Origin of the sequence: Actinacidiphila yanglinensis (assembly GCF_900107965.1) — a bacterium.
GTDB lineage: Bacteria > Actinomycetota > Actinomycetes > Streptomycetales > Streptomycetaceae > Actinacidiphila > Actinacidiphila yanglinensis.
This window is the reverse complement of the sequence record NZ_FNVU01000003.1, coordinates 171,197-183,868: the sequence shown is the minus strand read 5'-3', so window position 1 is coordinate 183,868 and position 12,672 is coordinate 171,197. Positions and strand designations below refer to the sequence as shown.

10 protein-coding genes and 1 pseudogene are annotated in these 12,672 nt (G+C 73.8%); 2 read left to right on the top strand and 9 right to left on the bottom strand.

The window, feature by feature from the left end:
• Positions 1-188 precede the first annotated feature (188 nt).
• Positions 189-1,166: pseudogene (locus C4U44_RS07780) on the bottom strand (GlxA family transcriptional regulator); the annotation flags it as partial.
• Positions 1,167-1,217: 51 nt separating this feature from the next.
• On the opposite strand from C4U44_RS07780, the gene C4U44_RS07775 reads away from it, so the two are divergent.
• A complete protein-coding gene (locus C4U44_RS07775; RefSeq protein ID WP_103884915.1) occupies positions 1,218-1,613 on the top strand; it encodes a cupin domain-containing protein in 396 nt (131 codons plus the stop codon).
• A gap of 264 nt (positions 1,614-1,877) precedes the next feature.
• Here the strand turns inward: C4U44_RS07775 and C4U44_RS07770 are convergent, their stop codons facing one another.
• A complete protein-coding gene (locus tag C4U44_RS07770; RefSeq protein WP_103885277.1) occupies positions 1,878-2,690 on the bottom strand; it encodes an aminotransferase class IV in 813 nt (270 codons plus the stop codon).
• A 198-nt stretch (positions 2,691-2,888) separates the two neighbouring features.
• Between C4U44_RS07770 and C4U44_RS07765 the strand changes: the two genes are divergently transcribed.
• Positions 2,889-3,506 (top strand): VOC family protein, encoded by a 618-nt coding sequence (locus C4U44_RS07765; protein WP_103884914.1) that lies wholly within the window; start codon positions 2,889-2,891, stop codon positions 3,504-3,506.
• Positions 3,507-3,552: 46 nt separating this feature from the next.
• On the opposite strand, the gene C4U44_RS07760 is transcribed toward C4U44_RS07765, so the two are convergent.
• The 7 genes from C4U44_RS07760 to C4U44_RS07730 form a co-directional block, all read right to left on the bottom strand.
• On the bottom strand, positions 3,553-4,161 hold the full coding sequence (locus C4U44_RS07760) for a GOLPH3/VPS74 family protein (protein ID WP_103884913.1): 609 nt from the start codon (positions 4,159-4,161) through the stop codon (positions 3,553-3,555).
• A 112-nt stretch (positions 4,162-4,273) separates the two neighbouring features.
• Positions 4,274-4,576, bottom strand: a complete 303-nt coding sequence (locus C4U44_RS07755; RefSeq protein ID WP_103884912.1) for a muconolactone Delta-isomerase family protein — start codon at positions 4,574-4,576, stop codon at positions 4,274-4,276.
• A 359-nt stretch (positions 4,577-4,935) separates the two neighbouring features.
• Entirely contained in the window at positions 4,936-5,721 is a 786-nt protein-coding gene (locus tag C4U44_RS07750; protein WP_103884911.1) for a polysaccharide lyase family 7 protein, read from the bottom strand.
• A 221-nt stretch (positions 5,722-5,942) separates the two neighbouring features.
• The gene (locus C4U44_RS07745) at positions 5,943-7,721 is read right to left on the bottom strand and encodes a mucoidy inhibitor MuiA family protein (protein ID WP_103884910.1); all 1,779 of its coding nucleotides are present in this window, start codon (positions 7,719-7,721) and stop codon (positions 5,943-5,945) included.
• Positions 7,722-7,724: 3 nt separating this feature from the next.
• A complete protein-coding gene (locus C4U44_RS07740) occupies positions 7,725-9,983 on the bottom strand; it encodes a DUF4139 domain-containing protein (RefSeq protein WP_103884909.1) in 2,259 nt (752 codons plus the stop codon).
• Between the two features lie 138 nt (positions 9,984-10,121).
• Positions 10,122-11,120, bottom strand: coding sequence for an ornithine carbamoyltransferase (gene argF, locus C4U44_RS07735; RefSeq protein ID WP_103884908.1), 999 nt, complete (start codon positions 11,118-11,120; stop codon positions 10,122-10,124).
• 161 nt (positions 11,121-11,281) lie between these two features.
• Positions 11,282-12,523: an arginine deiminase gene (locus tag C4U44_RS07730; protein WP_235031903.1), complete on the bottom strand. Its 1,242-nt coding sequence runs from the start codon at positions 12,521-12,523 to the stop codon at positions 11,282-11,284.
• Positions 12,524-12,672 lie beyond the last annotated feature (149 nt).

The window sequence follows — 12,672 nt, the reverse complement described above, 5'->3', positions numbered from 1 at the left end:
CCCGCGGGGCGTTACGGCGCGGACGTGCCCGGGAGCGGGGCGCCCGGCGGTGGGACGGTACGAGCGGGGCGGGCGCGGGCTCCGGGTACGGCCACGGGCGCGCGTGCGGACGCAGGTGCGGGCACGGGTGCGGGAACGGATGCGGGAACGGATGCGGGCGCTCGCGTGAGGACGGCGGCGGGCGATCCGCCGAAGCGGCGCCGGTACGCGGACGGGGTGAGGCCCGTCTCGCGCTGCACCAGCGCCCGCAGGTTCGCCGCCGTCCCCAGGCCGCTGCGCCGGGCGACGTCGTCGAAGGGGGCCCGGCTGCGCTCGATCAGCCGGCAGGCCAGGGCGACGCGCTCGCCGGTGAGCCACACCAGCGGTGTCGTCCCCAACTCGGCACGGAAGCGCCGGTGCAGGGTCGCCGGGCTGACCGCGGCGCGGTCCGCGAGGTCGGCGACGGTGAGCGGTGCGTCCAGCCGTTCCAGCGCCCAGGCGAGCAGCGGCCCGAGGGACTCGTCGGGCCGGGCGGGCACCGGGCGCTCGATGAACTGGCGCTGCCCGCCGTCCCGGTGGGCGGCGAACACCAGCCGCCTGCTCACCGCGCCGGCGATCTCCGCGCCGTGGTCGCGCCGGACGATGTGCAGGCCGAGGTCGAGCGCCGCCGCGCTGCCCGCCGCGGTGAGGATGTCGCCGTCGTCCACGAACAGCACGTCGGGTTCGAGTCGCACGTGCGGGAAGCGGGCCTGGAAGGTGTCCGCCCACTGCCAGTGCGCGGTGGCCCGGCGGCCGTCGAGGACCCCGGCCTCGGCGAGGGTGTAGGCGCCGCTGCAGAAGCCCACCAGGCGCGCGCCGCGCCGGTGCGCCCGGCGGACGGCGTCGAGCACGTCCGGGTCGCGCGACGCGTCGACGTCCGGTCGGTTCGGGACGATCAACGTGTCGGCGTGGTCGGCGGCTTCGAGTCCGGCGACCCCGGTGAGGGTGAAGAACCCGTCCCGCATCGAGGTCCGCGGGCGCGCCGAACAGAGCCGGAAGTCATACAGCTCGCGCCCGAGTTCGGGCCGGCGCAGCCCGAACACCTCGGTCGCGCATCCGAGTTCGAAGGGGTTCGAGTTCTCGTCCACGATGACGACGACGCGGTGCAGCGGACCGGCCCCGGCGGCGTGCGCGGATTCTTGCGTCATCTGCGATTCCCGGCCCTCACGTCGCCCGGCCTTCCCGGAAAGGATGAGGCCATGAGCGACGAACCCCTTGACCTCAGCAAAGCCCTGGCCTCCTTCGACGCCCTGTGGAGCCCCCGTATCGTGACACGCGTCAACGACTACGACGTCCGCGTCGCCAAGGTCGAGGGCGACTACATGTGGCACGTGCACGACGACACCGACGAGTTCTTCCTGGTGCTCGACGGCGAGTTGCGGATCTTCCTGCGCGACGACGCCGGTGAGCGGGCCGTCGTACTCCCCCGCGGCTCGGTGTTCACCGTGCCGCGCGGCACCGAGCACAAGCCGTCCGCTCCGACCGGCGCGTCGATCCTCCTCTTCGAGCCGACCGGGACGCTGACGGTCGGCGACCGGCACGAGGAGGTCCCGGACCACGTCGACGCGACGACCGGCCACCCGCTGGAGTCCTGACCGGCGCCGGCCGTACGGGCCGCTCCGACCGGGCGGCCCGGAGTCCTGGTGCCGCGGCCGGAAAGGTCTGCCTGGTTCGCGGTGTCCGGTGCGGTGCATGGCAAGGCGGTGGGGGTACCGCCCGGCCGCCGGGCCAGGGGGAGGTCGCCCTCGTACTGGGTGTACCCGGGTGACTCCGACCACGCAGGGGCACCTCCCGCCGGAGGCAGGGGGACAGGTGCCGTGCGGGGCGCCGCGAAACGGTGAACCTTTCCGGTCACGGCACTAGATCACGTCCCACGGCACGGAGGCGTACAACTCCCCTATCCGCGGGAGGAGTTCGGCGGTGGTGGGCACCGGGGTGCCGTCGATCCGCGAGATCAGCGCGGTGCCGCGGGAGTTGATCAGGAAGGCGCCGTCGTAGCGGTCGACGTCGGCCAGCCGCAGCGGGCGTCGCGACTGCGCGATGCCGGCCCCGTCGAGCGCTTCCTCCAGCACCTGGAGGGTGATGCCGCGCAGGTGCGGCGCCTGGGGCCACACCACCGCATTCGCGGCCACGAACCCGATGTTGGTGATGGCACCCTCGGCGATCTCGCCGTCCGGGCCGACCAGCAACGCCTCGTCGTACCCCTCGGCCGCGACCTGCCGCCCGAAGTACGCCTGGCCGAAGCCGCCGACGTGTTTGAGGTGCGCGGCGGGGCGCTGGTACGGCACCGACTTCACCCGGTAGGGACCGGGCGGCATCGCGGCGGGCGGGCGTACCGCGACCACGACGGCCACCGGGCCGCCCGGCTCGTCGACCGGCTGGAACACGTTGACCCGTACCGAGGCGTCGGCGCGCCCGGCGCCGTCCAGCGCGTGCCGCACGTGGGCGCGCACCCGCTCGCCGTCGAGTCCGGCCGCGAACAGTTCGCGGCTCGCCCCGTCCAGCCGCTCCAGGTGCCTGCGCAGCCCGCGGACCCGGCCGCCGCGCACCTGCATCGCCGTGAAGTGGCCGTACCCGGCGAGCACCGGCACCAGGTCCTGCGCGCCGGCCGCGCGCCCGTCGATCTCGACCCACGGGGAAGCCGCCGGGGTCGGGGGAATTCGCTCGGTCATGGCGGCGAGTCTGCCCTGCCGGACGGCCGGCGCCCAGGGGCGGGCGTGGTCCACGGCCGCCGTGACGCCCGCGACGGCGCGGTGGTCGTCCCCGCGTGCGGCTGGTCGGGCACCTCCCTAGGCTGGAAACCGGCCGATGCACAGGGTCATGACCGATTCCCTCGACCGTGTCGAGAGGGGTCGAGGAGGCGCGTACCCATGGACATGAAACTCGAGGTCGTCGTGGTGCCGGTGTCCGACGTCGACCGGGCCAGGGACTTCTACACCGCGCTGGGCTGGCGGCTGGACGCGGACGTCGCCACCGACGGGAACTTCCGGGTGGTGCAGGTGACACCGCCGGGTTCGCCGTCCTCGGTCATCTTCGGCACCTCGGTCACGGACCAGGCGCCGGGCACGGCCCAGGGCCTGCACCTGGTCGTCGACAGCATCGAGGCGGCCCGTGAGGAGCTGGTGCGCGGCGGCGCCGAACCGGGCGAGGTGTTCCACGACGCCGGCGGCGTCTTCCACCATGCCGGGACGGACGCCCGCGTCGCCGGGCCGGATCCGCAGCGCAGCAGTTACGGCTCGTTCGTGTCGTTCAGCGACCCGGACGGCAACGGCTGGGTCCTCCAGGAGATCACCGACCGGCTCCCCGGCCGGCTGGACCCCGCGACCACGGCGTTCGCGTCGGCCGACGACCTGGCAGCCGCGATGCGGCGCGCGGCCGCGGCGCACGGGGAGCACGAGGCGCGCACCGGCGCGGAGGACCCGAACTGGCCCGACTGGTACGCGCGTTACATGGTGAGCGAGCAGGCCGGGACCGAACTGCCGACCTGAGCCGGGACGTCCGGGTGGCGCCGGACCCTACCGGCGGGAGCACGCGTCACGGCGCCCGCCAGATGTTGTCGAAGGCGTCCTTCTCGATCTTCCGGCGCTGCCGGCGCGCCTCCAGTTCCGTGACCGCCTGGTTGACCGCGTCCACCACGGTCACGGTCACCTCGTCGGTGACGCGGTCCGCGGTGTCCGTCGGCCTGGCCGGCACTCCGGCGGCGACGGCGAGCAGGGAGAGCACGGGATCACCCGATGCCCAGCGCTCGGCCGCATGCACGCGGGCCGGCGAGTCGACCAGCGCGAGCCGGTCCGAGCGAACCGGGATCCAGCGATGGCGCGGCCGCACGGCGTCGCCGTCGGCCTCCAGGGCGGCGACGTACTCGGCCGACAGCGTGTCCCCGCGCCGCCACAGCCAGTGGTCGACGGTCTCGTACGGCTCCTGCCGCAGCACCGACGACGACGCCCGGTCCAGCAGGCGGTCTCCGGTGGCCGTCGCGGCGCCCGGCACGATGCGTTCGCCGTCGAGGGTGATCGCGCCGGCGCCCACCAGGTCGACCAGTTCGGCCCCGGCGAGGGCGAGCGAGAGGTCGTCCGGATCGACCGTGCTGCCGGCCGCGGCGTCGTCCATGGTGACGATCAGCAGGTCGCGCGAGGTGGTCATGGCAGGCTCCTGCGAAGGCGTCGACGGGGTGACGGTGGGAGGGCCGGGCGCCGTCCCGAGGGCACCGCACGCGACCGGGACCCGGCCGCGTGCGGTGCCCGGGCGGGCGACCTCACCGGGCGCCTTCGGACGGGCCCGGGTCGTTGGGGTGCGGTTCCAGCGGGGTGACGTTCAGGGTCATCCACGGGCGCAACGGCAGGGTGCCGAGCACCTTCTCCCGGAGTTCGCCCTCGTCCGCGGCCAGCCAGATGCCGACGCTGCGCAGCTCGCCGACCGGGCGCCACAGCCGTGCCAGGTTGCCGCTCGCGGCCAGTTCCCGGGCTCGGACGGCCTCGGCGGCCCGCCGCTTGTCGACCTCGTCCTGGCCGGTCCCCTCGGGGATGGTCGTGACGATCTCGACGAGGAACTCTCGCATGGTCCCGCTCCGCTCGACAGGGCGCCCGGTCCGGTGAGCGGCCGGAACGCCGAGGGTGATGAGGGTGGTGCTCCGCAGGGGACGAGGAGATCCGTCTCGTGTCGCCTGCTCCCTCATTGTCCGTCCATCGCGGGAGCCCTGCCACGGCCGGGGGGTGACCGCGGGGAGGGGCCGGCCTCGGGTGGGATGCCCGGGCGGGTCCCGGGGCGGATCGGCGGGGCCGGTTCAGCGCGGCCGGTTCAGCGCAGCCCGTTCAGAGCGGCGGCCCCGCGGACCGGAGGCATCCTGGTCCGCGGGGCCGCCGGCCGTACCGTCACGCGCGGCGCGGTCGCCGCTCGGCCCGGGTCTGCTCGCCGGGTTCAGCCGCTGTGCTGGACGGTGAGCCCGTAGAAGGCGACGCGGGCGCCGTTGGTGGTGCTGTCCGACGACGACTGGTTGTAGGAACCGGCCTTGAAGTACTGCTTGTAGGCGTCGAAGGACGAGGGGATGGCGTAGTGCGTGGTGCTGCCGTTGACCGTCAGGTCGATGGTGTTGCCGCCCGAGACGGCGATCGTGTAGGTCCACGTCTTGCCGATCGACACGTGGCCGACCGTGTGCGTGGTCTGGCCGCCGTCCGGGGAGTTCTCCAGGCCGGCGACGATGTCACCGTTGGAGTGGTAGTACAGCTCGATCAGGGGCTTGGTGGACGACCCGCCGGTGCCGAGGTGGATCTGGCCGACGCAGACGTTCGACGTCACGGAGACCACGCGCAGGGTCGCGTTGAGCTTGTGGCTGCCGCCGAGCGACCAGTTCGCCGCGCTGCCGTTGGAGTTCATCTCGCGCAACTCGGAGCGGGCGTAGTTGGAGTTGGGCGTGGTGACGCCCTTCTCCGGGGCCCAGAAGGTCATCGCGCCGTCGCGCGTGTCGGTGTAGAAGTACGAGTCCTGGAAGCCGTCGTCGCCCTGGAGTTCGGAGGAGGGGATGGTGGTCGGCGAACCGGGCGAGCCGACGGGCTCCTGCAACTCCCAGACGGACAGGTTGAAGTTGCCGCCGGGCGCCTTGGTGGGGGAGGCGGCGCTCGCGGTGCCACTGGTGCCGAGAAGACCGAGCGTGGCTGCGGTGCCCAGGGCGGTCGCCGCGACGAGGAGCTTGGAGTGGATTCTCATGTGGGGGGTCCTTTCCGTGCTCAGCGTTCACTGACGTGAACTAGGTCTAGTCCTTTAGACGCCTCCTTGGATAGCATGCCCACTCAAGGGTGGTCAACGGCTATGTATGAAACCTGAGTTCAGTCTTGTGAACCACCATGTCGCGTGGCGGCGCTGAGGCAACCCCTGACGCCCGCACCGTCCGTGCGCGCCCCTGTTGCCCCTGCCGCCGGCGCGGGCTCCTACAGCCCCGTCACGGAACTCGACGCCGTCAGCTCGTGGACGAGGGTGATCTCGCGCCGCTCGCCCGGGCCGAGGCGCAGGGTGTAGCGGACGATGCCCTCGTCGTCGACCTCGTCGGGTGCGGGTGACGAGGAATCGGTCCGCACCCGCACCTCGACCGCGGAGACCTCGGACACCGGAACCCGCTCGCGGATCACCACTTCCTGAGCGCCACCGCCATCGGGTACGTCGAGCCGGGAGACGAACAGCCGGACCCGGCGGGTGATCACCGTGCGCTGGTTGATGCCGGTCAGGCCCGCGGTGTCGCGGCTCTCCTCGACATGCCGGACCACCCGGAAGGTGTCCTCGCTGCCGAACGCCAGCCGGACCTCCTCCCCCGCCCCGGCGAACGCCAGCTCACCGCGGCCGACGAAGCCGCTGCCCCGCACCAGGTCCACCGGGCCGGCCAGCAGCACGTGGCCGGCCGCGTTGGCGAAGTGCGCGGTGGTCACCAGCAGCGGGGACAGCTCCGGGGCGCAGGTGCGCTCCGCGCGGCAGGGCGCGGTGAAGGACGACAGGTGCACGCGGTGCGGCCTCCCGTCGGAAGGGATGTCGACCGGGTAGGGGGCGGAGAGCGTGCGCACCGCACCGCCGTCGTCGAGCCCCGGCAGGCCCGGCACCCCGGCCGCGGTCGCTTCGCCCGGCGACTCGCCGCCGACCGTGCGGATCTCCTCCTCCCGCAGGTTCACCTCCACGGTGCGCCGCTCCTCCGCCGAGCGCTCCCGCAGCGCGAGCACGTCCTCGGTGAGCGCCGGCGGGGTCGCGGCCAGGGTGGGCCGCGCCGTGGACAGCGACAGGGCCGCCCCGCTCCAGTCCTCGCCGGTGGCCTGCCAGACGAACGCGTCGGTCTCCAGCCGCACCGACCCGCGGTCCTCCGCGAGCGTGGCGCGGTAGGCGGGGCGCCACAGCGCGCACGGCACCAGATGGGCGACGCGCAGGTGCGCCCGGCCGGCGTCCTCGGCCTCCACCACGAGTTCGAGGTACGCCGTCAGCACCCGCGGTTCGTACTCGGTGGCCGCCAACGCCTCGCGAGCCTCGCGCAGTTCCTCGCCGATGTCGTGCAACCTGCGGCGCAACCGGTGCAGTTCACCGATCCGGGTCTCGGCCTCCTGCTCCACCCGGTCGAGCCGGTCGGCCCAGCGCTCGGGGTCGGCGGAGCCGGCACCCGCGCCCTGCACGATGTCGCGGTGCAGGTCCGTCCTGGCCTGGTCGATCACCGCGAGCGCGTTCTCCTGGCGCTGCTCGACCTGCCGGGCCTCGCGCAGTTCCCGCTCCAGGTCGTGCACGTCGCGGCGCAACTCGGAGGCGTCGGCGCCGGGTTCACCGGGCGGTGGCGGGGTGTACGCGCGGACGACGCGGGCGTCCACCACGCGGGCCGCCACCACCGGGGTGTCCGCCGGCGGGGCGTCCTCCAGGGGGGCGTTCTCCACCGGGGCGGCGGCACCGTCGCCGGCGGGGTCGGGTGGCGCGGGCTCACCGTCGCCCGGGTGGGCCGATATCTCGGCGCGCAGCGAACGGTCGACGGCGAGCGGCGTGACCGGGCCGATCCGCAGCCGCTGCACCCCGGCGACGAGCCGTACGGTGCCGGTGCGTTCGACCTGGGCCCGGTCCTCCAGGCAGGTCACAGCGGTGATCGGCAACGGGAGCGCGCCCGGGCGGCCGGCCCCGCCGGAGGGGTCCGGGGCGGCGGCCGGCTGGGTACCGAGGTCGGCGGGCGAGGGCTTCGCGGCGGCAGTCATGGTTCAGTTCCTCCGGTTTCCGCCGACGACCGACTTGCCCACCGGCAGGCGGATCTCGAACCCTCCGGTGAGGGTCGCCGTCCGCCCCGGCTCCAGCGTGACGCGCCACACCCGCGCGCCGGCGACGTACACCCCGTCCTGGCCGTCCAGCGGTTCGCCGGGATCGGTCCAGCGCGGCTCGCCCCGGTGCTCCTCGATCCGTACGTCCTTGTCGGCCGAGGTCGGGATCCGCTCGCGCACCTCCACCAGCGCCGGGTACGGCAGCCGGTTGGCGACCTCCACCTCCACGCTGTGGTCCAGCACCGTCGTGCCGCCGCGCAGCCCCGCGGTCGACTCGCGCATGTGCGCCCGCCGCGCCACCTGGACGCTCTCGGCCACCCCGAGACCCACCGCCTGCCGCTGTCCCGGCGCGAGGGTCGGCAGTGGCGCGGTACGGACGAAGTCGCCGTCCACCACGACGTCGGCGGGGCCGGCCAGCAGCGGATGGTCGGACGTGTTCGTCACCAGGACCGTGCCGAACACGGCGGTGTCCTGCGCCGGGACGCAGACGTACTCGAACTCCGTGCGCACCGGCACCTCGCTCACCGGCACGGTGTGCCACTGGCCGTCCGCCTCGACGTCGGCCGGGGCCGCGGTGTCGAAGCGGTAGTCGAAGGAGCCGGCCGAGACGCGGACGTCGACCGCGTGCGCGGGACGGGCCAGGCCCGCGACGGCCTCGGCCCGGTGGCGGTACTCCGTGACGAGGGCGGCCGTGCCGTCGTCGGCGGCCCGCAGGGTCCCGCGGCCCTCGGCGGCCAGGGGACCGGTCATCACCAGCCCGGCGTAGTCGAGTTGATCGGCGGAGGGGGCGACGGCCGGCGGATGCGGGGGCGCCGCGGCGTCGGACGCGGCGGTCGCCTGTGCGGAGTAGGAGGGCTGCCGGGTCGCGCGGCGGCTCCTGGGCTGCGCGGCCCCGGGTGCCGGTGGGGGCGGCGCGGGCGCGGCGGGCGCGGGCAGGGGTGCGGAGACGGGTACGGCGAAGCCGCGGTTGACGGGCGCCGCGCCGTAGCCGGGCTCCTCCGCGGACCGGGCCTGGAGCGGAGGTCCCGCCTGGAAGACGGCACCACCAGGCGGGGCCGGGCTCGGGGCGCCTCCGACCCTCATGCGGTGCACCCCGCGGGACGGCTCCGGCTCCTTGACCGTGTCGTACCCCGCGAACAACTCGTCCAGGCCCGACGGGGGTTCGCGCCAGCCCGGGCCGGACGGCTCCTGCTGGCTGCGCCCGATCCGCAGGCTGCGCAACTCCGGCAGGTCGGCGCGGCGCAGCAGGTCCGCGGTGGACAGGCCGAGTCGCACGCCCGCCCAGTCCTCGCCGGTCCGCTGCGCGACGCAGGCCCGCAGCACGAGGGTGCCGGCGCCGCTGCCACCGTCGAGGCGCAACTGGTAGACCGGGGACCAGGTGGCCCCGGGCGCGTGGTACTCCAGCTCCAGCACCAACTCCACGTCTGCGGGGGCCGTTTCGGGCCGGTCCTCGGAGTCGGGAGCGGACCCGGAATCCGGTGCCGGATCGGGGGTGGCGCTGCCCGCCCCGGCGTCCGGGTCCGGCTCGGGCTCAGCGCCCGGAACCGCGTCGGACACCAGCGTCACCACCGCGCAGACGGACGGCTTCACGCGGTCGACGTCCATCGCACCGGACGCCTGGTGCAGCCGGTGCCGCAGCACGTCGGCGTCGTGGTCGGCCTTCTCCAACTCGTCCTCGGCGGCGCGCAGTCGGGTGTGCAGCGCGGACAGCCGGGCATCGACGAACCCGGCCAGCGCGAGGATGGACTCCACCGGCGCCCAGCGCGGCGCGTCCCCGCGTCGCGGCTGGGGCGCCTCGGCCCGGAAGCCGGCGACCGCCGCGATCTCGGCCGCCAGCCGGTCGCGGCGGTCCCGCAGTCTCGACTGGCGGTCCTCCGCGTCCTCCAGGTCCAGCCGCAGGCCGGGGGCCTCCTCGCCGCGCCGCAGTGTCGCCGCGACATCGACACGGATGTCGGCGACCCGCAGGCCGGGCGGGCCCGACACCACGCTTCCGCGCAACGAGCCGCCGTACAGCGCGGGCGGCAGTCCACCGACCCGGACCCGTACCGCCGCTTCCCCGAACGTGCCCGCAGGCAGCAGGAGTCGCGCCCGGCGGGTGCACACCGCGCCCTGGGCGTGCACCACGACCGACGTCAGCGCGGATGGCACCTCCGCCGGGCCGCCGTCCGCGGTCGTGGTCGGCCCGCTCTCGCCGCTCTTCATGCCTCCCCCTGCCCGCCGGTCCGCATCCGGTGCCTCCGGTCGGGACCGCAACTCGTGCGTACCCTAGCCGAGTTCGGCCCAGGGGCAGGGAGCGGTACGGACGGGCGGGGCCGTGGTGGCGGGGGTGGGCGCCGTGGCTCAGGAGAGAGTGGAGACCAGGATCGCCTTGATGGTGTGCATCCGGTTCTCCGCCTGGTCGAAGACGACGGACTGCTCGGACTCGAAGACCTCGTCGGAGACCTCCAGGTGCTCCAGGCCGTGCCGGGCGTGGATCTCGCGGCCGACGGCGGTGCCGAGGTCGTGGAACGCGGGCAGGCAGTGCAGGAAGGTGGCCTGCGGATTGCCGGTGGCCCGCATCACGTCAGCGGTGACGGCGTACGGCGCGAGCACCCGGATCCGCTCGTCCCAGACCTCCTTGGGCTCGCCCATCGACACCCACACGTCGGTGTGCACGTGGTCGACGCCGCGGACGCCCTCCTCGACGCTCTCGGTCAGGGTGATCCGCGCCCCGGTCCGCGCGGCCAGCTCGCGGGCCTGCGCGACCACCTCGGCCTGCGGCCACATCCCCTCGGGCGCCGCGATCCGTACGTCCATGCCGAGCAGCGCGCCGGTGACCAGCAGCGAGTTGCCCATGTTGTAGCGGGCGTCGCCGAGGTAGGCGTAGGAGATCTCCGGCAGCGGCTTGGGGTTGTGCTCGGTCATGGTGAGGACATCGGCGAGCATCTGGGTGGGGTGCCACTCGTCGGTGAGGCCGTTCCACACCGGGACACCGGCGTAGGCGGCCAGTTCCTCGACCACCGTCTGGGCGTGCCCCCGGTACTGGATGCCGTCGAACATCCGGCCCAGCACCCGCGCGGTGTCCTTGATCGACTCCTTGTGCCCGATCTGCGAGCCGGAGGGGTCGAGGTAGGTCGTCGAGGCGCCCTGGTCGGCGGCGGCGACCTCGAACGCGCTGCGGGTACGGGTGGACGTCTTCTCGAAGACCAGTGCGATGTTCCGCCCGCGCAGCCACTGCCGCTCGGCGCCCGACTTCTTGGCCGCCTTGAGCTCCGCGGCAAGCTCCACGAGGTGGCGGAACTCCTCCGGAGTGAAGTCCAGCTCCTTGAGGAAGTGCCGGCCCTTGAGGTCGACGGCCATGCGGAACTCCTAGCGTGCGGCGTCATCAACACTGGAACCTTATACGATTACCGGCATTGTTATACAGCCCCCCTTCTGCGGGGCAGGCGCGGACGGTGGGGTCACATCACGTCATGCCTGGCCATCAATCGTAATATCGGTTCATTCAGGTTCCTATGGGGTCATACCGCGTCGCGCTCGATCGGGCAGCTCATGCACCGCGGCCCGCCCCGGCCCCGGCCCAGCTCGCTGCCGGGAATCTCGATCACCTCGACACCGCGCTTGCGCAGGAACGTGTTGGTGGTCGCGTTCCGCTCGTACGCCACCACCACGCCGGGCTCGACGGCCAGCACGTTGCACCCGTCGTCCCACTGCTCGCGCTCGGCGGCGTGCACGTCCTGCGTCGCGGTGAGCACGGTGATCGCGTCCAGGCCGAGCGCGGCGGCGATCGCCCGGTGCATGTGCTCCGGCGGGTGGTCGGTCACCTTCAGCTCGCCCTCCTCCGAGCCCGGCTCGATGGTGTACGAGCGCAGCATGCCGAGGCCCGCGTACTGCGTGAAGGTGTCGCCGTCGACCATCGTCATCACGGTGTCCAGATGCATGAACGCCCGCCCCTTCGGCATGTCCAGGGCCACGATGGTGCGGGCCGAGCCGGCCGCGAACAGCCCGCGCGCCAGCATCTCGACGGCCTGCGGGGTGGTGCGCTCGCTCATGCCGATCAGGACCGCGCCGCGGCCGATCACCAGCACGTCGCCGCCCTCGATGGTCGAGGGGTAGGCGCCCTGGCCCTCGGACCAGACGTGGAAGCCGCCGCCGGCGAAGAGCGGATGGTGCCGGTAGATCGCCTCGAAGTGCACGGTCTCGCGCTGCCGGGCCGGCCAGCGCATCGCGTTGATGCTCACCCCGTCGTAGACCCAGGCCGACGTGTCGCGGGTGAACAGGTGGTTGGGCAGCGGGTTGAGCAGGAAGTCGTCGAGGTCCATGGCGTGGAACCGGACCGAGACGGGCTCGGCGAACCGCTCCAGGAACTCCCGCTTCGTCATCCCCCCGACCAGCGCCTCGGCCAGTTCCGCCGCCGGCAGCCCGTCGAACGCCTCCCACAGGTGCCCGGTCGCCAGCGGGCCGTACTCCTTCTCGTCGAAGACCCGGTCGAGGACGAGCCGCTTCGCCGCCGGCACCTCCAGCGACTCGCACAGCAGGTCGCCGAAGAGGTGGACCTGCACCCCGCGGTCCCGCAGCACGTCGGCGAACCCGTCGTGCTCGGCCCTGGCCCGCCGGACCCACAACAGGTCGTCGAAGAGCAACGCGTCCTTGTTGGTCGGGGTCAGCCGCTTCAGTTCGAGATCCGGGCGGTGCAGGATGACGCGGCGCAGCCGCCCGGTCTCGGAGTCGACGTGAAAACCGCTGGGAGCCATGGAAGCCATGGAAGAAGAGCTTCCCACGTCGGGGACGGCTCAACACGGCACGGCGCGGCGACGCGGGGCCCGGGTCCGCGCTCACGGGTCGGTTCGCCCTCCCCCGGCGCGGATGGGCACCGCGCCCGGCGCGGGTGGTTGCCGCGCCGGGGCGGGGC

Coding starts and splice junctions, on each gene's coding strand:
- argF (WP_103884908.1), bottom strand. CDS start 11,120: ATGGCCGTCGACCTCAAGGGCCGGCACTTCCTCAAGGAGCTGGACTTC.
- C4U44_RS07730 (WP_235031903.1), bottom strand. CDS start 12,523: ATGGCTTCCATGGCTCCCAGCGGTTTTCACGTCGACTCCGAGACCGGG.
- C4U44_RS07740 (WP_103884909.1), bottom strand. CDS start 9,983: ATGAAGAGCGGCGAGAGCGGGCCGACCACGACCGCGGACGGCGGCCCG.
- C4U44_RS07760 (WP_103884913.1), bottom strand. CDS start 4,161: ATGACCACCTCGCGCGACCTGCTGATCGTCACCATGGACGACGCCGCG.
- C4U44_RS07775 (WP_103884915.1), top strand. CDS start 1,218: ATGAGCGACGAACCCCTTGACCTCAGCAAAGCCCTGGCCTCCTTCGAC.
- C4U44_RS07770 (WP_103885277.1), bottom strand. CDS start 2,690: ATGACCGAGCGAATTCCCCCGACCCCGGCGGCTTCCCCGTGGGTCGAG.
- C4U44_RS07765 (WP_103884914.1), top strand. CDS start 2,889: ATGGACATGAAACTCGAGGTCGTCGTGGTGCCGGTGTCCGACGTCGAC.
- C4U44_RS07745 (WP_103884910.1), bottom strand. CDS start 7,721: ATGACTGCCGCCGCGAAGCCCTCGCCCGCCGACCTCGGTACCCAGCCG.
- C4U44_RS07755 (WP_103884912.1), bottom strand. CDS start 4,576: ATGCGAGAGTTCCTCGTCGAGATCGTCACGACCATCCCCGAGGGGACC.
- C4U44_RS07750 (WP_103884911.1), bottom strand. CDS start 5,721: ATGAGAATCCACTCCAAGCTCCTCGTCGCGGCGACCGCCCTGGGCACC.